Below are 17,158 nucleotides of genomic sequence, written 5' to 3'. Positions count from 1 at the left end.
CCGTTTTCAGCTTGCGGATGATCTGCTCCGCGGTGTGCCTGGTGCGTTTCATGGTGAAGTCCCCGGCCCAGTCTGGCCGGCTGAGGACTCTCATTCACCCTGGACCGATTGCCGGGGTCCACGTCATCACCAATTCACTAAAAAGCGCGAATTCAGCCGAACACCGCACAATCTCGCAGACCTTGCAGTTTCTGCATAAACCCCCCAGCTCACAAGCCGACTCGGGCCAGAAAAACTGGATCAAAGTCGACCTCGGCGTGGTTGCGAACCATCGGCAGATAGCGCCGATGCAGCTGTATCAGCAGAGCCTGCAGCCTGGGATGCTGGACATAGTCCCGCCGAACCACCAGCGCATCGCCCGAAGCAAAGGGCAACTGCAGGGGCAAGCGACAGAGCGAGTCGCCGCTCACCGCCAAGCTGAGCGCGGTGCCATAGCCCACCACCAGCTCCTGCTCGGCCCGTCCTTCCCAGAGATCGCGGCGGTAGCGGGCCATGCGCACGCCGTCGTTCCAGAGGCCCAGGCTGCGCAAGGCCTGCTCCACCAGGGGGTAGGAGCCCTCCGGCAGAGCCCGGGGAGGGAAACTCGGCAATCGCTTCGATGCTGATCAGGGTTGCGGTTGGTGGGCAGATCGGGCAATCCCGTGATCAGGGCATCAACGACGCGCTCGTCCACCAGCTGGAAGGTGCGCCGCACCCTTACGATGTTTGACGCCCCCAACAGCCATCCCTCCGGGGCTGGGCTGCTGAGCAACGGCGCCGACCAGTAGGTGGCTTCCAGGCGCAGCGGCCTGTAGCCGCGCCAACGGGCCTCCTGATGCACGTGCCGCTCCCGCAGCAACAGGCTGGTGTCACCGATCAGCTCCCATTCGCCGTGGCGACGCTCCATCGCCAGCCCAAACAACTGCAGACAGCGTTTGCGGTAACGGCTCGTGGTGGTTTCGGTGGTGCCATAGCGCCGCTCTACCTGCTCAGCCGACCGCAACCAGAGCAGAGCGTCGAGCGCCTCCAAAACATGCAGCTCAATCAAAACACCCCCACGATTCAGCGAATGCCACAAAAAAGGGAGAGGAGGCTAAACCCTCACTCTCCCCATTCCTCAGTGACAGTGATCAGAAGACAGGAGGCTGGCCTGAAGTGATCAGGCTGGCCTGCTTCGATCAATAGTCGAAGTCACCGCCGCCCATGCCGCCGCCGGCAGGAGCTGCTTCCTTCTTGTCGGGCAGGTCGGCCACGATGCACTCGGTGGTCAGCACCATGCCAGCGATCGAGGCGGCGTTCTGCAGGCCAGAGCGGGTCACCTTGGCGGGATCGACGATGCCGGCAGCCAGCATGTCGACATACTCGCCGGTGGCGGCGTTGTAGCCCTCGTTGAAGGGCTTGTTGCGCACGTTTTCAGCCACCACGGCGCCGTTGACGCCAGCGTTCTGGGCGATGCGCATCAGCGGAGCGGTGAGGGAGGACGCCACGATCGTGGCACCGATCAGCTCTTCGCCAGAGAGATTGGCCTTGGCCCATTCCTCGAGGGCGGGAGCCAGGTGGGCCAGGGTGGTGCCACCACCAGGAACGATGCCTTCCTCAACGGCCGCCTTGGTGGCGTTAATGGCGTCTTCCAGGCGCAGCTTCCTGTCTTTCATCTCGGTTTCGGTGGCAGCGCCCACCTTGACCACGGCCACACCGCCGCTCAGCTTGGCCAGACGCTCCTGCAGCTTCTCCTTGTCATAGGAGGAGTCGGTTTCGTCCATCTGCTTGCGGATCTGCTCGCAGCGGGCCTTCACGGCCACCTCGTTGCCCTCGGCCACGATGGTGGTGGTGTCCTTGTTGATGGTGATGCGGCGGGCTGTGCCCAGCATCTCCAGCTTTGCGTTTTCCAGCTTGAGGCCGGCGTCCTCGGTGATCAGCTGACCGTTGGTAAGAACGGCGATGTCCTCGAGCATGGCCTTGCGGCGATCGCCAAAACCAGGCGCCTTCACAGCCGCCACGTTCAGCACACCGCGCAGACGGTTCACCACCAGGGTGGCGAGGGCTTCCTTCTCGATGTCCTCAGCGATGATCAGCAGAGGCTTGCCGGTGCGGGCGATCTGCTCCAGCACGGGCACCAGGTCTTGCACCAGGCCGATCTTCTTGTCGGTGAGCAAGATGTAGGGCTCTTCGAGCACCGCTTCCATGCGCTCGGTGTCGGTTGCGAAGTAGGGCGAGATGTAGCCCTTGTCGAAACGCATGCCCTCGGTGACCTCCAGCTCGGTGGTCATCGACTTCCCTTCTTCCAGGGAGATCACGCCTTCCTTGCCAACCTTGTCCATGGCATCGGCGATCATGCGCCCCACCTCTTCGTCGTTGCCGGCGGAGATGGTGCCCACCTGGGCGATTGCGCTGGAGTCGGAGATCGGCTTGGCGTGCTCTTCGATCTTCTTGACGAGGAAGTCGGAAGCCTTGTCGATGCCGCGCTTGAGGCTGATGGCATTGGCGCCGGCGGCCACGTTGCGCAGGCCGGCCTTGACCATGGCGTGGGCCAGGACCGTGGCGGTGGTGGTGCCGTCACCGGCGGCGTCGTTGGTCTTGGAGGCGGCCTGACGGATCAGGGCCACACCGGTGTTCTCGATGTGGTCCTCGAGTTCAATCTCCTTGGCGATGGTGACGCCGTCGTTGACGATCTGGGGGGCGCCGAACTTCTTCTCCAGCACCACGTTGCGGCCCTTGGGGCCGAGGGTGACGGCAACGGCTTCGGCCAGGATGTCAATGCCTTTTTCGAGAGCCCGGCGGGCGTTCTCGTTATAGATGATGCGCTTAGCCATGGAAGGCGATGTCCTTATAAGGTTGAATCTGAATGGACAGGATCTAAGTCAGCCCAAGCCGTTAGGGCTCAGTTGACGATCGCGAGAATGTCCTTCTCGGAGAGCAGCACGAATTCGTCGCTGCCGAGCTTGATGTCGGTACCGGCGTACTTGCTGTACAGCACCTTGTCGCCCACGCTGACTTCGGGAGCCTGACGGCTGCCGTCATCGTTGCGCTTGCCGGGACCGATCTGCACCACCTCGCCCACCTGGGGCTTTTCCTTGGCGGTGTCGGGCAACAGGATGCCGCCGGCGGTTTTCTCCTCCGATTCGGACACCTTGATGAAAATGCGATCTCCGAGGGGCTTAACCGTGGAGACGCTGAGAGAAACAGCAGCCATGGATGAATTGCGAAAGCAACGGCATGGCGCCTGAGACGCCACAGGATTGCGAGCTGAAGTGCGCCGAAAAGGCGAATTAGCACTCAAGCTCGATGAGTGCCAACTTATGCGGGCACACGGCGGGCTGGCCAGCCCCGCGCTGTGCGGGTGACCGAACCCCTGGAGGCGGGTTAGAGGCGGTGGTAAGGTTGCGCCGCTCCAGGTGGGATGGTTCCCCCTCAGCACTCCTTGCGTCTTCCTTCCCTATGGCAGCTGCTACCGCCACCGGCACCAAAGGCATCGTCCGGCAGGTGATTGGCCCGGTTCTCGACGTTGAATTCCCGGCCGGCAAGCTGCCCAAGATTTACAACGCGCTTCGGATCGAGGGCAAGAACTCGGCGGGCCAGCAAGTGGCCCTGACGGCTGAAGTGCAGCAGCTGCTGGGCGACCACCGGGTGCGCGCCGTGGCCATGAGCACCACCGACGGCCTGGTGCGGGGCATGGAAGCCCTCGACACCGGTGCCCCGATCTCCGTGCCAGTGGGTGAAGCCACCCTTGGCCGCATCTTCAACGTGCTCGGCGAGCCCGTCGACGAGCAGGGCCCCGTCACCACCAAGCTGACCGCCTCCATCCACCGGCCCGCCCCCAGCCTCACCGAGCTGGAAACCAAGCCCAAGGTGTTCGAGACCGGCATCAAGGTGATCGACCTGCTGGCCCCCTATCGCCAGGGCGGCAAGGTTGGCCTGTTCGGCGGCGCCGGCGTGGGCAAAACCGTGCTGATCCAGGAGCTGATCAACAACATCGCCAAAGAGCACGGCGGCGTATCCGTATTCGCCGGCGTGGGTGAGCGCACCCGCGAAGGCAACGACCTCTATGAGGAGTTCAAGGAGTCGGGCGTGATCAATCCCGACGATCTCTCCAAGTCGAAGGTGGCGCTCTGCTACGGCCAGATGAACGAGCCCCCCGGCGCCCGCATGCGTGTGGGCCTGTCGGCGCTCACCATGGCGGAGCACTTCCGCGATGCCAACAAGCAGGACGTGCTGCTGTTCGTCGACAACATCTTCCGCTTCGTGCAGGCCGGCTCCGAGGTGAGCGCGCTGCTGGGCCGCATGCCGTCGGCTGTGGGCTACCAGCCCACTCTCGGCACCGACGTGGGCATGCTGCAAGAGCGCATCACCTCCACCCTGGAAGGCTCGATCACCTCGATCCAGGCCGTCTATGTGCCCGCCGACGACCTGACTGACCCGGCTCCGGCCACCACCTTCGCCCACCTGGACGCCACCACCGTGCTGAGCCGCGGCCTGGCCTCCAAGGGCATCTACCCCGCTGTGGATCCGCTGGATTCCACCAGCACCATGCTGCAGCCCGCCGTGGTGGGTGATGAGCACTACCGCACCGCCCGCGCTGTGCAGTCCACCCTGCAGCGCTACAAGGAGCTCCAGGACATCATCGCGATTCTGGGTCTGGACGAACTGTCGGAAGACGACCGCCGAACCGTGGACCGGGCCCGCAAGATCGAGAAGTTCCTCTCCCAGCCCTTCTTTGTGGCTGAGATCTTCACCGGCCAGAAGGGTGAATACGTGAAGCTCGACGACACCATCAAGGGCTTCAACATGATCCTTGCCGGTGAACTCGACGACCTGCCGGAAGCCTCCTTCTATCTGGTGGGCAACATCGACCAGGTGAAGGCCAAGGCTGCCAAGATCCTCGCCGACGCCAAGGGTTGATCCCCTCTCCCTCCTGAGGACCCCTACCCATGAGTCTCACCCTGCGCGTTCTGGCCCCCGATCAGAGCGTTTTTGACGGAACCGCTGAAGAGGTGATCCTGCCCAGCACCACCGGACAGGTGGGCATCCTGCCGGGCCACGTCACCATGCTGGCCGCGCTGGACACCGGCGTGATGCGCCTGCGCTCCGGCGGTGCCTGGTCGACGATCGCCCTGATGGGTGGCTTCGCCGAAGTGGAAGCTGACGAGGTGACGGTGCTGGTTAACGGTGCTGAACTCGGCAGCAGCATTGATGCCGCCTCGGCTGAAGCAGCCTTTGAGGCCGCCCAAAGTGCTGCCGCCGCCTTCGAAGGCCAAGCCACTAGTGCCAACAAGGTGAAGGCACTGCAGGCCCTGGCCACGGCCCGTGCCCGTTTCCAGGCCACCAAGGCGGGCTAGTTCAGCCGGGAGCTCATCTCCCATCTCCACTGAGCGCCCTCTCCCCGGTGCGCTTTTTGATGGGAGCTAAGCAGGCAGGTGGGCGCGATCCACACACGACAACATCCGCACAGCAACCACAAAAAAGCGCCCCCTGAGGGGCGCAGGAATGATTAAGCGGCTTGCCAGTGTGGCTGACTAAAAACGACCGATCAGGCGGTCCCGCAGAAGGTGACATCGGGGAATTTGAGCTTGGCCTCGTCGAGGCTCTTGCCCTTGCCCTCTTCCTGCCAGTAGTTGATCACCTCGGTGGCCTTGTTGAGCACCTCAACGCGCTCGTTGTCGGTGATCCAGCTCTTGCCCTCGAGTTCAGACTTAAGGGTTTCCCAGGCATCTTCCCGGGGCCAGAAGAAATAGGAGGTGAGTGGGCTGGGGCCGCCACCCACGATCTGGTCAACAGCCAAGGCCACGTTGTCGGGCAACCAGAGGATCTTGAGCAGGAAGCGACCTTCGTCGGCCTTCGGGGTGTAACCGGAAGGAACGCCGTCTTCGTCGATAGTGGCAGTGGCCAGAGCAGCACTGCCACCACGCATCACCGGACGCCCCTGGGTGGTGGTGTCTTCAGCGGCCGCCGCCACTTCGGGCGCATCGGTCACATCAGCGCCTGGAGCGCTCTCGGTGGCTGTCATGGGGTCGGCGCTCAAGGCAACACGTCAAACAACTAACCTACCAGCCGCTCCGCCGGTCACCGGCCTGCTCCCCGGCCATGGCCTTGCGCCTGTTCCTCGATTCGGCCGATCCGCAAGCCTGGCAGCAGTGGCTGCCCAGCGGCCTGTTCCACGGCGTCACCACCAATCCCACCCTGCTGCGCCGGGCCAACCAGCCCTGCAGCCTCCACGGCCTGGCTGAGCTCAGCCGCGTGGCCCTGGCCCATGGCATCGCCGAACTGCACCTGCAGGCCTGGGGCGCCAACGCAGCGGAGATGCTGCAGTGCGGCCAGGCCCTTGCGGCACTGGCCCCCGGCCGCATCGCCGTGAAACTGCCCGTGACCCTGGAGGGCGCGGCGGCGGCTCGCGACCTCACGCGCGCCGGCATCCCCATCACCTTCACCGCCTGCTACGAGCCCCACCAGGTGTTGATCGCCGCCGCCCTGGGGGTCGCCTACATCGCCCCCTACCTGGGCCGAATCAACGACCAGGGCCGCGATGGCGTGGCGGAGGTGATCGCCATGCAGCGCAGCCTTGATGGCGTTGGCTCAAGCGTTCGACTGCTGGTGGCCAGTCTGCGCCAGCCCCACGATCTCACCCGCCTGGCGGGCGCCGGTCTGAACACCTTCACGATCAGCCCGGAGCTGGCCGCAGCCCTGTTCAGCTGCGAGGCCACCACCGCCGCCAGCGCCCAGTTCGAGCGCGACGCCCAAGCCTGATGTCGCCAGCACCGCGGATGCCAAGCCCCCCCCAGGCCGTTGTGCTGTTTGACATCGACGGCGTGATCCGCGATGTGAGCGCCAGCTACCGCCGGTCGATCGTGGAAACGGTGCACCACTACGCCGGCCAGCGGCCAGAGCCGACTGCCATCGACGCGCTCAAGAGCGAAGGCCGCTGGAACAACGACTGGGAGGCGTCGCTGGAGCTGCTGCGGCGGACAGGCCACACACCTCTGCCGGCGTTGGAGGCACTGGTGGCCGTGTTCGAAGCCTTCTATTTCGGCGGCGATCCCGAGGGCGACCCCAGCCAATGGCGGGGGTTCATCGGCGACGAGCCGCTGCTGGTGCAGCCGTCCTTCTTTGCCGCCCTAACGGCGGCCGATCTGGCCTACGGCTTCGTCAGCGGTGCCGAACCGCCCTCCTGCCGCTATGTGCTGCAAACCCGCCTGGCCCTGAGCGATCCGCCCCTGATCGCCATGGGGGATGCGCCCGATAAGCCGGATCCCACCGGCCTGCTGCGGCTGGCCGCCCCGCTGGCGGGGGGAGTGCTCGGGCCCGAAGCGCCTGCGGTGGTTTACCTGGGCGACACCGTGGCCGATGTGCGCACCGTGCAGCGGGCCCGCGCCCAGTGCCCTGGTCAGCGCTTCCTCAGCCTGGCGGTGGCCCCGCCCCACCTGCACGGCCAGCCGGAAGCGCGAGCCGCCTACGAGGCGCGCCTGCGGCAGGCCGGCGCTGATGCGGTGCTTGCAAGCACCACGGAACTTCTGAGCCGCCTGAAGCGCCTGGATGCCATCAAGCTGAACTAGCTTGCAATCAGATAGAGCTATCAGCCATGCCAGCCATCAGTGTTCGCGGCCTGGATGAGGCCCAGCTGAACCAATTGAAGGAGCAGGCCCGCCAGCAAGGCATCAGCCTCAATCGCCTCGTGCTGCGGCGCTTGACAGGAGAGCCGTCCGCACCGAACAACCAGCATCAAGATCTGGACGACCTGGCTGGCACATGGTCTGAGGAAGAGAGCGATGCCTTCAGCGCGGCCATCGCCCCCCTCGAACAGATCGACCCGGAACTCTGGGCCTGAGCCATGCGGCCCATTGCCCTGGACACCAATGCCTATACCGGGTTTAAGCGGGGCCTTCTTCCCTGCGTGGAGCTGGTGCAACGTGCCGACAGGCTGCTGATCAGCAGCACCGTGATCGGAGAACTGCTGGCGGGCTTCGCCTGCGGCACGCGCGAAGCTCGCAACCGTGAGGAACTCAGCCAGTTTCTGGCCTCAGGGCGCGTCGACCACTGCCCCTGCAGCTTGGCCACCGCCGACACCTATGCGCTGATTTACCGAGACCTACGCCGCAAGGGTCGACCCATTCCCACCAATGACATCTGGATCGCCGCCAGTGCCGTTGAGATGGGATCCGTCCTGTTCAGCTTCGACGTGCATTTTCAGCAGATTGATGGGCTGCGGGTCATCCAGAGCTGGGCTGATGCCCTGCCCTGATCCTCAGCGCTCCAGGGCCGCCGGCGCCTTCAGGGCTGCGGCGGTGAGGTTCTCGTGGCCATGTTCAGTCACAGCCACGTCGTCTTCGATGCGGATGCCGATCCCCTTCCAGCGCTCATCGATGGCGGGCTGGCCGTCGGGCACCGGCAGGCGATCGCTCACGTAAAGGCCTGGCTCGACGGTGAGCACCATGCCCGGCTCCAACTCCACGTGGTGCTCGCCCAGCCGATAGGCGCCCACGTCATGGACGTCGAGCCCCAGCCAGTGGCCGGTGCGGTGCATGTAGAGGTGGCGATAGGCCCCCTGCTCAATGATCCCGTCGGGATCGCCCGTCAGCAGGCCCAGCTCCAGCAACCCCTCCACCAGCACACGCACGGCCGTGTCGTGCACGCCCTCGGCGGTGAACCCCGGCGCCACGGACGCCACCGCCGCTTCCTGGGCCGCCAGCACCAGCTCATACAGGGCCCGCTGCTCGCCACTGAAGCGGCCGCCCACCGGGAAAGTGCGGGTGATATCGCCGTTGTAGTAATCGCCCAGGGAGCAACCGGCGTCGATCAGCAGCAAGTCGCCGTCGCGCAGGGATGCGTTGTTGGCGGTGTAGTGCAGCACGCAGGCGTTGTCGCCGCCGGCCACGATCGTGCCGTAGGCGGGGCCACGGGCCCCCTGCTCCATGAAGTGCTGCTCGATCACCGCCTGCACCTGGCGCTCGTTGAGGCCGGGTCGCACCACCTGACGGGCCAGCTCGTGAGCTTCAGCGGAGATGCGCGCCGCCTCCCGCATCCGCTCCAGCTCCTCGGGCCCCTTGCGCAGCCGCAGGTCGTGCAGCAGCGGGCAGGGGGCCACCAGACCAAAGGCAGCCGAGCCGCTGCGGGGGGCCCGATCGAGCTGACCGGCCCAAGCCGCCAGTACCAACGGCTCCACCTTGGGGTGCCGGCCGACGCGGAAGGCGATGCCCTCAGCGCCCTTCAGGTAGTGGGGCAGCCGCTGCTCCAGTTCGCTGCGGGGATGGGCCAGATCGGCACCAAACTCAGCCACCGCCCCTTCGGTGCCCCAACGGAACCCGTTCCACACCTCGGCGCTGGGCTCCTTGGGGGCCACAAACAACACAAAGCGTTCGCCCTCGGGCCGGTGGGGCAGAAACAGCGCCACCGCATCCGGTTCATCGAAACCGGTGAGATACCAGAAGTCGCTGTTCTGGCGAAAGGGCCACTCGCAGTCAGCGTGGTGGGTGACGAGCGGCGCCGCCGGAATCACCGCAGCCGCCTCCCCCAACAGCTCGAAGAAGCGCGTGCGCCGCTGGGCAAAGATCGACAGATCGAGCATGGGTAACGGTCTGGGGGCCTGGCTGGGCGCCAGTCTGGAGCAGTCGGCGCTGCAGACGTTGGCGATAGGCGTTGGCAGGGACGATTGAATAGGTGCATGGCCTGCAGTCACGCGGCGGAATGAACGACCTGCTCGCCCTGGCGCTGCTGGTGGTGGTGGTGATCGCCGGATCGGCCCTGTGCTCGGGGGTGGAAGCGGCCCTGCTCACGGTCAACCCCGTGCGCGTGCATGAGTTGGCGGCCCGCAGCCGGCCCGTACGCGGCGCCCGGCGCCTGGAGCAGCTGCGGCAGCGACTAGGCCGCACCCTCTCGGTGCTGGTGATCGCCAACAACGGCTTCAACATCTTCGGCAGCCTGATGCTGGGCGGCTATGCCGCCACCGTGTTCAGCCGCCAGGGCATCGAAGGCATCGCCCTGCCGCTGTTTTCAGTGGGGCTCACCGTGTTGGTGATCCTGCTGGGCGAGATCCTGCCCAAGGCCCTGGGCAGCCGCCTGGCCCTGCCGGTGGCCCTGGGCAGTGCACCGGCCCTGGCGGTGGTGGCGCAGCTGATGCTGCCGCTGGTGCTGCTGCTGGAGCAGCTGCTGCCAGCGATCACCGCCGAAAACGAAATCAGCACCGACGAGGAGGAAATTCGCCTGCTGGCCCGGTTGGGCTCCCAGAAGGGCCAGATCGAAGCCGATGAGGCGGCGATGATCGCCAAGGTGTTCCAGCTCAACGACCTCACCGCCCGCGACCTGATGACGCCGCGGGTCGCGGCCCCCACCCTGGAAGGGGCCGCCAGCCTCGACCAGCTGCGCGATGCCTTGCTGGCCCAGAACGCCGAGTGGTGGGTGGTGCTCGGCGAGGAGGTGGATGAGGTGCTGGGGGTGGCCAGCCGCGAGAAGCTGCTCACGGCCCTGCTTCAGGGCGATGGGGCCCGCAGTGCTGCCTCCCTGAGCGAGCCGGTCGACTACGTGCCCGAGATGATCCGCGCCGACCGGCTGCTCACCGGCTTTCGCCGCAACAGCACCGGCGTGCGGGTGGTGGTGGATGAATTCGGCGGCTTTGTGGGGGTGATCGGCGCCGAGGCGGTGCTGGCGGTGCTGGCGGGCTGGTGGCGGCGGCCCCAACCCGCCGCCGAGGGAGCCCGGCCATGAGGCCCACCGCTGGCGCAACTGCGGTGCCCGCCACCCCTGAGCGCTGCCAACAGCTGCTGGAGCAGTGGCGCCGCCAGCTAACGCTGAGTGGCCGCGAGCAAAGCCAGCTGGACGGCCAGCGCCAGGCCCTCGATCGCCAGCTGGAGCGCCTGCGCCAACGCTGCCTGCGGGTGGCCGTGTTCGGCCGGGTGGGGGTGGGCAAGTCGAGCCTGCTCAATGCCCTGCTAGGGGAGGCGGCCTTCGCCACCGACGTGGCCCATGGCTGCACCCGCCACCAGGCCGCCCGGGCCTGGAATCAGCCGATTGCTGGCCTGCAGCGGGTGGAACTGGTGGACACCCCCGGCATCGATGAAATTGCCGCTGCAGCCCGGGCTCGGCTAGCGGCCCGGGTGGCCCTGGGCGCCGACCTAGTGCTGCTTGTACTCGATGGCGACCTCACCAGCGTCGAGCACGACGCCCTCGCGCCCCTACTGGCCAGCGGCAAGCCGCTGCTGCTGGTGCTCAACCGCTGCGACTGCTGGAGCGACGCGGAGCAAGCCGAGCTGATCGCCAGCATCCAGCGGCGCCTGCCCGCCGCCGCCCGGCACCTGGAGTTGATCCCGGTGGCCGCTGCACCGCGCCAGCCCGAGCTGCTGGCCGATGGCCGGGTGCGCAGCGTCCCCCAGCCGCCCCGGGTGGCACCGCTGCGCCAGGCGTTGGTACAGCTGCTGGAGCAGCACGGAGCGCTACTGCTGGCCCTCAATTCTCTCGGCGCCGCCGACCGCTTCCACCAGGTCCTGCAGCGCTGGCGTCTGGGGGCCAGCCGCCAGGCCGCCCAATCCCTAATCGGCCGCTTCGCCGCCCTCAAGGCCACGGGCGTGGCCGCCAACCCTCTGGTGCTGCTGGATCTGGCCGGCGGCCTGGCCTGCGACACCGCCCTGGTGCTGCAGCTCTGCCAGCTCTACGGCCTGCCCATGCACGGTGCCGGCGCCCGCCAACTGCTACGGCGGCTCTCGGGCCACAACGCCCTGCTGGGGGGCGCCCAGCTCGGCATCCAGCTGCTGCTGGGGGCGCTGCGCCAGCTGCTGCTGCTGGCGGCGCCGCTCACCGGCGGGCTCAGCCTGGCGCCGGCCGCGCCGGTGGCCCTGGCCCAGGCGGCCCTGGCTGTGCACACCACCCGGCTCACGGGCCGGCTGGCGGCCGCCGAACTGCTGCGGGGCGCCCAACGGGGAGGGCGCCCCGGGGCCCTGCTGCGCCGCCTAGCCCGCACCGATCCCCAGGCGCGCCTGTGGCTGGGCGATCGCCCCGAGCCACCGGCCAACCTGCAGGCTCTGCTGCCGTGAGCACTTGGTCCGTTGAGGCTGGCGAAGGCCCGGTCGCCCTGTTCGGCACCAGCGCCGATCCGCCCACCCGCGGCCACCAGGCCCTGCTGGAGGAGCTGCTGCAGCTCTATCCCACGGTGGTTACCTGGGCCAGCGACAACCCCCACAAGCAACACGGCGCGCCCCTAGAGCAGCGGGCGGCCCTGCTCGGCCAACTGGTGGCCGCCATCGGCAACCCCCGGCTCAGCCACCGGCAGGAGCTGAGCAGCCCGTGGGCGATCACCGCCCTGGATCGGGCGGCGGCGTGCTGGCCCGGCCGCGAGCTGGTGTTTGTGGTGGGCAGCGATCTGGCTCCCCAGATCCCCAGCTGGAAGCAGGCCCAGGCGGTGCTGGAGCGCTGCCTGCTGGCCATCGCCCCCCGGGCCGGCTGGCCCCTGCAGCCGGGCAGCGTCGAGGCGCTCGAGGCCCTCGGCGGCCGGGTGATCAGCCTCAACCTGGAGGTGCCCGCCACCGCCAGCTCGGCGGTGCGCCAGAACCCAGACCCCAGCCAGATCCCCGCCGCCTTGATGCCGCTGCTGCTGGAGCACAATCTCTATGGGCTGACCCGCTCGAGCCACACCCGCCGCCTCGACCGCCACCTCGAAAGCCCCTGATGCGCCTCGCCCTGGCCCAACTCAATCCGCTGGTGGGCGACCTGGCGGGCAACGGCGCGCGGATTTTGGCGGCCTGCCACCAGGTTGCTGCCCAGGGGGCCAGCCTGGTGGTCACCCCCGAGCTCTCGCTCTGGGGCTACCCGCCGCGCGACCTGCTGCTGCGGCCGAGCCTGATCACCCAGCAGGGTGTTGTGCTGCAGCAACTGGCCGACGCCCTGGCGGAGGAGCTGCCCCAGCTGGCCGTGCTGGTGGGCATCGCCGAACCCAATGGCGCGGCGGCGTTGCCCAACCTGTTCAACGCCGTGGCCCTGGTGCAAGCCGGCAGATGGCGGGTGGTGGCCCGCAAACGGCTGTTGCCCACCTACGACGTCTTCGACGAACAGCGCTACTTCTGCGCCGCCAGCGAGCCGAGCCTGCTCGAGCTGGAACAGGGCGGCCGCCGCTGGCGCCTCGGGCTGACGATCTGCGAAGACCTCTGGGTGGAGGAGGAGCTGCAGGGCCACCGCCTGGCTGGAGCCGATCCCGTCGCCGAATTGCTCCCGCACCACGTCGACCTGCTGCTCAACCTCTCGGCGTCCCCTTTTGGCCAGGCCAAAGTGGCCCTGCGCCAGAGCCTGGCCCACCGTGCCGCCACCCGGTTGAGCTGCCCGGTGGTCTACGTCAACCAGGTGGGCGGCAACGACGAGCTGGTGTTCGATGGCGCCAGCTTCGTGATGAATCCCAGGGGCGGGCCGGATGCCGGCAGGGCAGTGGTGTGCCAGCTGGCCTGTGGCCGAGAGCAGGTGTTGACCTGGGATGCCGCACCTTGCGCCGCCCCCAGCACCCCCCACCCGGACGCCCTCCTGCTCACCCCGGTGCCCGAGCCGCTCGAGCAACTGTTCCGCATCCTGGTGCTGGGCGTGGCCGACTACGCCCGCAAATGCGGCTTCCACGCTGCGCTGCTGGGGCTGAGCGGCGGCATCGATTCGGCCCTGGTGGCCGTGATCGCCGCCGCCGCCCTGGGGGGCGAGCGGGTGCAGGGTCTGCTGATGCCCTCCCCCTGGAGCTCGGAGGGGTCGCTGCGCGACGCCCAGGCCCTGGCCGCCCGGCTGGGGCTGACCACCCAGATCGCGCCCATCGCCCCGCTGATGGCCGGCTTCGACGCCGCCCTCACGCCGGTGCTGGCCGGCCCGCCCGCCGGCCTGGCCGCCGAAAACCTGCAGTCGCGCATCCGCGGCACTCTGCTGATGGCGGTGGCCAACCAGCAGGGCCAGCTGCTGCTCTCCACCGGCAACAAAAGTGAGCTGGCCGTGGGCTACTGCACCCTCTACGGCGACATGAACGGTGGCCTGGCGGTGATCGGCGACCTCTACAAAACCACCGTGTTTGCCCTTTGCGCCTGGCTCGACAGCCCTGCCGCCGGCCCCTGCCGCCGCGCGCTGGGGCTGCCGGCCGATGGCGAGCTGGTGGGGCAGGCCATCCGCGAGAAGCCGCCCAGCGCCGAGCTGCAGCCCGATCAGCGCGACAGCGATTCGCTGCCCGACTACGCCGTGCTCGATCCGATCCTGCGCCGCTACATCGAACACCTGCAAAGCCCGGAGGCGCTGATCGCCGACGGCACCCCGGCCGAGCTGGCCCATCGGGTGATGGCGCTGCTGCGCCGGGCCGAATTCAAGCGGCGCCAGGCCCCGCCCCTGCTCAAGATCGGCAGCCGGTCGTTTGGCAGTGGCTGGCGGATGCCGATCGCCGCCGCCAATCTGGAGGGACGTCTGCGTAGCTGATCCATGGCAGCCCCCAGCCCCGGCGCGGGCCACACGGCACCAATGGCCAGCATCGGCGTGCCAGCGGAAATCAAGCGCGATGAGCAGCGGGTGGCCCTCACACCCGACGCCGCCGGCGACCTGGTGAACCAGGGCATGGAGGTGCGCATCCAGGCCGGCGCTGGCCTGGGGGCAGGATTCACGGACGAGCAGTTTGCCGCCGCCGGCGCCCGGTTGGTGAGCGCAGAGGAGGCCTGGGCCGCCCACCTGGTGGTGAAGGTGAAGGAGCCCCAGCCGGAGGAATTTGCCTTCCTGCGCCCCGACCTGGTGCTGTTCACCTACCTGCACCTGGCGGCCTATCCCGATGTGGGACGGGCCCTGCTGGCGGCCGGCACCACAGCGCTGGCCTACGAAACGGTGCAGCTCGACGACGGCTCCCTGCCCCTGCTGGCGCCGATGAGCGAGATCGCCGGCCGCATCGCCGCCCAGGTGGGGGCCCACCTGCTGGAAAAACCCCACGGCGGGCGCGGCATCCTGATGGGCGGCTGCACCGGGGTGCGGCCGGCCCGGGTGGTCGTGCTGGGGGCAGGCAGTGTGGGCTGGAATGCGGCCCGGATCACCGCCGCGATGGACGCGGAGGTGTTTCTGCTGGACCGCTCGCCCCAGAAATTGCGCAACCTGGAGGCCCACCGCCGCGGGCGCCTGGTGAGCCTGGTGAGCAACCGCAGCCTGATCGAACGCCTGGTGCCGGAGGCCGACCTGCTGATCGGAGCCGTGCTCACGGCCGGCGGCCGCGCTCCCACCCTGGTGAGTGAAGCGCTGGTGCAGCAGATGCAGCCTGGCTCGGTGATCGTCGATGTGGCGATCGACCAGGGGGGCTGCATTGCCACCAGCCGCGAAACCACCCACACCAATCCGGTGCACACCCTCCACGGCGTGCAGCACTACGCCGTCGGCAACATGCCCGGCGCCGTGCCCTACACCTCCACCGAAGCCCTGGTGAGCGTCACCCTGCCCTACATCCTGGTGATGGCCGGGCGGGGCCTGGTGGAGGCCGTCACCGATCGCCCCGAGCTGCTCTCAGGCCTCAACACCGCGGCTGGGGCCGTGTGCCACCCGGGCGTGGCCCGGGCCCTGGGGGTGACACCCCGACACCCGATGGCCTGCCTGCAGTAACTAGCGCAGGCGGGGCAGGGGCCGCTCCAGGGCAGCGGTGCAGATCCCCTCCCGCAGGGCCAGCAGCAGCCCCGCCGCTGCCGCATAGCTGCCCGCCGTCAGCACCTCGAGCCCCAGGGCCTCCGCCGACACCGCCAGCACACAGGGGTTGTGCACAGCGATCACGGGAATGCCGCGCTCGGCGCAGGCCAGCACGGCGGCACCGCCAAGGGCTCCTGCGGGTGCCACCACGGCCCCCACGTCACCGATCTGCAGCAGGTCTGCACCCGCTGCCCAGGGCGCGGACGCACCAGCTGCCAGCGACACCAGATCGGGCGCCCGGCTCAAGCCCACCAGCACGCAGGCCAAAAACGTGTAGCCCAGCTCCTCCCCCGCCGCCCGCGGATCGAGATCCGGATCGAGCGGCAGCGGGCTGAGGGCCGGGGCATGGGCGCAGGGGATCCCCAGCTCCCGGCTGAGCAGATGGCTGATCACCGCTTCGGCGCCGGCTAGGGCATCCACGCCAGAGCCCTGGCGATAGGCCGCCAGGGCCTCACTGCCGGGATCCTCCGGAAAGCGGGCCACCACGGCGATCGCCGTGGCCCCAGCCGCCTGCAGCTGCCGGCCAGCCCGCAGCAGGGCGTCGGGGCGGCCGAGCTGCCCCCAGCTGGCACCGCTGGCCCCCTGGCGCAAGGAAACCTCAAGGGGCGCATCGGTGGTGACCACAGGGCCGATCTCCAAACCCAGGCTGGCGCGACAGCCCTCAGCCACCTGCAGGTGACGCCAGCGCAACTCCTCCTCGATACCGGCATCGAGCAGCAGGCCCACCCGCTGCCGGCGCACCGGCTGCAACGCCAGGGCCCCGGCGGCGAAACGATCCAACGCCGATCCCTCCACGTAGTGGATGCGCGGGTCGCTCCAGTAGAGAGCCGCCCCGTTCATCACGTTGGGGTGGGTGATCAGGCAGCCGCTGGCCGCCGCCAGCAAGCGGGCGGCAGGCAGGGCATCGCCCGCGTAACCGCCGAGCTCGCAACCGATGCCGGTGGGAATCACCAGCAGGGTGGGCAGGGGCCGGGAGGCTGTCATGCCAGCACCACCGCTTCAATCGTCAGCACCACATCCAGCGTGGATGCAGCGGCCGGCTCCACCGCGACGATCGCCCAGCGCAACGGCTGCCCCTCAGCCGCCAGGGCGGTTTCGATCTGGACCAGCAGCGAGCCGGGGCCGCGGGGGAGACGCAAGGTGACGGGGCGCAGGCTGAGCGCCGAGCTGCTCACTTCTGGTATTGGCCGAACTGGGCTTCGTAGAGGGCGTCCTCCATCCCTGCCTGGAGCTTGAGATCCGCCAGGGGAAAGGAGACGCAGAGCAGGGCATAGCCCTGCTGCTGCAGCTCGGCCTTGACGCCCATGGCGTCGGGCTGGTGCACGCTGCCCTCGCTGATCAGCGCCGCACAGGTGGTGCACACCCCCGAACAGCAGGAGCTGGGCAGGGGCACGCCGGCCGCCTCGGCCGCGGCCAGCACGGTCTGGTCGCTGCGGCAGGGGAAAGTGTGCTGGGCGCCTTCAAATGCGGCGGTGATCGTGAAGGTCTGGGGATCGGTCACGGGAGGGGCCGGATCGGAGCTGCGATGCCCCATCTT

At 68.2% G+C, this 17,158-nt stretch carries 19 protein-coding genes; 11 read left to right on the top strand and 8 right to left on the bottom strand.

The genetic code is table 11. The features are described from left to right. Positions 1-209 precede the first annotated feature (209 nt). From KBY70_RS11105 to groES, 3 genes are all read right to left on the bottom strand, one after another. A complete protein-coding gene (locus KBY70_RS11105) occupies positions 210-590 on the bottom strand; it encodes a hypothetical protein (protein ID WP_254988536.1) in 381 nt (126 codons plus the stop codon). A 567-nt stretch (positions 591-1,157) separates the two neighbouring features. Next, positions 1,158-2,792, bottom strand: coding sequence for a chaperonin GroEL (gene groL, locus KBY70_RS11100; protein WP_254988535.1), 1,635 nt, complete (start codon positions 2,790-2,792; stop codon positions 1,158-1,160). 68 nt (positions 2,793-2,860) lie between these two features. Then, entirely contained in the window at positions 2,861-3,172 is a 312-nt protein-coding gene (groES, locus tag KBY70_RS11095) for a co-chaperone GroES (protein WP_094561335.1), read from the bottom strand. 245 nt (positions 3,173-3,417) lie between these two features. Here groES and atpD point away from each other — a divergent pair, with 245 nt between their 5' ends. Together atpD and atpC are read left to right on the top strand one after the other, a co-directional pair. After that, positions 3,418-4,878 carry a F0F1 ATP synthase subunit beta gene (gene atpD / locus KBY70_RS11090; protein ID WP_094561336.1) on the top strand — a complete coding sequence of 487 codons (1,461 nt, stop codon included), beginning with the start codon at positions 3,418-3,420 and terminating at the stop codon, positions 4,876-4,878. 29 nt (positions 4,879-4,907) lie between these two features. After that, entirely contained in the window at positions 4,908-5,315 is a 408-nt protein-coding gene (atpC, locus tag KBY70_RS11085; RefSeq protein WP_254988534.1) for an ATP synthase F1 subunit epsilon, read from the top strand. Between the two features lie 191 nt (positions 5,316-5,506). Here the strand turns inward: atpC and KBY70_RS11080 are convergent, their stop codons facing one another. Further along, a complete protein-coding gene (locus KBY70_RS11080; protein ID WP_094561338.1) occupies positions 5,507-5,998 on the bottom strand; it encodes a 30S ribosomal protein PSRP-3 in 492 nt (163 codons plus the stop codon). 62 nt (positions 5,999-6,060) lie between these two features. Between KBY70_RS11080 and KBY70_RS11075 the strand changes: the two genes are divergently transcribed. From KBY70_RS11075 to KBY70_RS11060, 4 genes are read left to right on the top strand one after another with little or no spacing between them, the layout of a single operon-like run. Next, positions 6,061-6,720 (top strand): transaldolase family protein, encoded by a 660-nt coding sequence (locus KBY70_RS11075; RefSeq protein ID WP_094561339.1) that lies wholly within the window; start codon positions 6,061-6,063, stop codon positions 6,718-6,720. Between the two features lie 17 nt (positions 6,721-6,737). Beyond that, positions 6,738-7,526: a TIGR01548 family HAD-type hydrolase gene (locus tag KBY70_RS11070; protein ID WP_094561340.1), complete on the top strand. Its 789-nt coding sequence runs from the start codon at positions 6,738-6,740 to the stop codon at positions 7,524-7,526. A 26-nt stretch (positions 7,527-7,552) separates the two neighbouring features. After that, complete coding sequence (locus tag KBY70_RS11065; protein ID WP_094561341.1) at positions 7,553-7,798, top strand: FitA-like ribbon-helix-helix domain-containing protein; 246 nt, start codon at positions 7,553-7,555, stop codon at positions 7,796-7,798. A 3-nt stretch (positions 7,799-7,801) separates the two neighbouring features. After that, positions 7,802-8,212, top strand: coding sequence for a type II toxin-antitoxin system VapC family toxin (locus tag KBY70_RS11060; protein ID WP_254988533.1), 411 nt, complete (start codon positions 7,802-7,804; stop codon positions 8,210-8,212). Positions 8,213-8,215: 3 nt separating this feature from the next. Here the strand turns inward: KBY70_RS11060 and KBY70_RS11055 are convergent, their stop codons facing one another. Then, entirely contained in the window at positions 8,216-9,535 is a 1,320-nt protein-coding gene (locus tag KBY70_RS11055; RefSeq protein ID WP_254988532.1) for an aminopeptidase P N-terminal domain-containing protein, read from the bottom strand. Between the two features lie 119 nt (positions 9,536-9,654). Here KBY70_RS11055 and KBY70_RS11050 point away from each other — a divergent pair, with 119 nt between their 5' ends. From KBY70_RS11050 to ald, 5 genes are read left to right on the top strand one after another with little or no spacing between them, the layout of a single operon-like run. After that, the gene (locus tag KBY70_RS11050) at positions 9,655-10,671 is read left to right on the top strand and encodes a CNNM domain-containing protein (RefSeq protein WP_254988531.1); all 1,017 of its coding nucleotides are present in this window, start codon (positions 9,655-9,657) and stop codon (positions 10,669-10,671) included. Continuing rightward, positions 10,668-11,993, top strand: a complete 1,326-nt coding sequence (locus tag KBY70_RS11045; protein WP_094561345.1) for a GTP-binding protein — start codon at positions 10,668-10,670, stop codon at positions 11,991-11,993. The genes KBY70_RS11050 and KBY70_RS11045 overlap by 4 nt, the downstream gene beginning before the upstream one ends. Continuing rightward, on the top strand, positions 11,990-12,625 hold the full coding sequence (locus KBY70_RS11040) for a nicotinate-nucleotide adenylyltransferase (protein WP_254988530.1): 636 nt from the start codon (positions 11,990-11,992) through the stop codon (positions 12,623-12,625). Before KBY70_RS11045 ends, KBY70_RS11040 begins: the two co-directional genes overlap by 4 nt. Then, positions 12,625-14,385, top strand: a complete 1,761-nt coding sequence (locus KBY70_RS11035; RefSeq protein ID WP_254988529.1) for an NAD+ synthase — start codon at positions 12,625-12,627, stop codon at positions 14,383-14,385. The genes KBY70_RS11040 and KBY70_RS11035 overlap by 1 nt, the downstream gene beginning before the upstream one ends. Positions 14,386-14,388: 3 nt before the next feature. Next, a complete protein-coding gene (gene ald / locus KBY70_RS11030; protein ID WP_254988528.1) occupies positions 14,389-15,540 on the top strand; it encodes an alanine dehydrogenase in 1,152 nt (383 codons plus the stop codon). Here the strand turns inward: ald and KBY70_RS11025 are convergent, their stop codons facing one another. From KBY70_RS11025 to KBY70_RS11015, 3 genes are read right to left on the bottom strand one after another with little or no spacing between them, the layout of a single operon-like run. Further along, entirely contained in the window at positions 15,541-16,605 is a 1,065-nt protein-coding gene (locus tag KBY70_RS11025) for a DUF3326 domain-containing protein (protein WP_254988527.1), read from the bottom strand. Beyond that, the gene (locus KBY70_RS11020) at positions 16,602-16,796 is read right to left on the bottom strand and encodes a hypothetical protein (protein WP_254988526.1); all 195 of its coding nucleotides are present in this window, start codon (positions 16,794-16,796) and stop codon (positions 16,602-16,604) included. The genes KBY70_RS11025 and KBY70_RS11020 overlap by 4 nt, the downstream gene beginning before the upstream one ends. Beyond that, positions 16,793-17,155: a 2Fe-2S iron-sulfur cluster-binding protein gene (locus tag KBY70_RS11015; RefSeq protein ID WP_198953888.1), complete on the bottom strand. Its 363-nt coding sequence runs from the start codon at positions 17,153-17,155 to the stop codon at positions 16,793-16,795. Before KBY70_RS11015 ends, KBY70_RS11020 begins: the two co-directional genes overlap by 4 nt. Positions 17,156-17,158: the final 3 nt, after the last annotated feature.

The sequence above is a fragment of the Cyanobium sp. ATX 6E8 genome (assembly GCF_024346335.1).
Classification (GTDB): Bacteria; Cyanobacteriota; Cyanobacteriia; order PCC-6307; family Cyanobiaceae; genus Cyanobium_A.
Note: the sequence above shows the minus strand (reverse complement) of the source record. Positions and strands in the feature narration are given on the sequence as shown.

What these genes read in the sequence shown, in the direction of transcription:
- atpC (WP_254988534.1), top strand. Translation starts at nt 4,908, where the DNA reads ATGAGTCTCACCCTGCGCGTTCTGGCCCCCGATCAGAGCGTTTTTGAC.
- KBY70_RS11055 (WP_254988532.1), bottom strand. Translation starts at nt 9,535, where the DNA reads ATGCTCGATCTGTCGATCTTTGCCCAGCGGCGCACGCGCTTCTTCGAG.
- groES (WP_094561335.1), bottom strand. Translation starts at nt 3,172, where the DNA reads ATGGCTGCTGTTTCTCTCAGCGTCTCCACGGTTAAGCCCCTCGGAGAT.
- KBY70_RS11070 (WP_094561340.1), top strand. Translation starts at nt 6,738, where the DNA reads ATGCCAAGCCCCCCCCAGGCCGTTGTGCTGTTTGACATCGACGGCGTG.
- KBY70_RS11060 (WP_254988533.1), top strand. Translation starts at nt 7,802, where the DNA reads ATGCGGCCCATTGCCCTGGACACCAATGCCTATACCGGGTTTAAGCGG.
- KBY70_RS11025 (WP_254988527.1), bottom strand. Translation starts at nt 16,605, where the DNA reads ATGACAGCCTCCCGGCCCCTGCCCACCCTGCTGGTGATTCCCACCGGC.
- ald (WP_254988528.1), top strand. Translation starts at nt 14,389, where the DNA reads ATGGCAGCCCCCAGCCCCGGCGCGGGCCACACGGCACCAATGGCCAGC.
- KBY70_RS11015 (WP_198953888.1), bottom strand. Translation starts at nt 17,155, where the DNA reads ATGGGGCATCGCAGCTCCGATCCGGCCCCTCCCGTGACCGATCCCCAG.
- KBY70_RS11035 (WP_254988529.1), top strand. Translation starts at nt 12,625, where the DNA reads ATGCGCCTCGCCCTGGCCCAACTCAATCCGCTGGTGGGCGACCTGGCG.
- atpD (WP_094561336.1), top strand. Translation starts at nt 3,418, where the DNA reads ATGGCAGCTGCTACCGCCACCGGCACCAAAGGCATCGTCCGGCAGGTG.
- KBY70_RS11045 (WP_094561345.1), top strand. Translation starts at nt 10,668, where the DNA reads ATGAGGCCCACCGCTGGCGCAACTGCGGTGCCCGCCACCCCTGAGCGC.
- KBY70_RS11075 (WP_094561339.1), top strand. Translation starts at nt 6,061, where the DNA reads ATGGCCTTGCGCCTGTTCCTCGATTCGGCCGATCCGCAAGCCTGGCAG.
- KBY70_RS11050 (WP_254988531.1), top strand. Translation starts at nt 9,655, where the DNA reads ATGAACGACCTGCTCGCCCTGGCGCTGCTGGTGGTGGTGGTGATCGCC.
- groL (WP_254988535.1), bottom strand. Translation starts at nt 2,792, where the DNA reads ATGGCTAAGCGCATCATCTATAACGAGAACGCCCGCCGGGCTCTCGAA.
- KBY70_RS11065 (WP_094561341.1), top strand. Translation starts at nt 7,553, where the DNA reads ATGCCAGCCATCAGTGTTCGCGGCCTGGATGAGGCCCAGCTGAACCAA.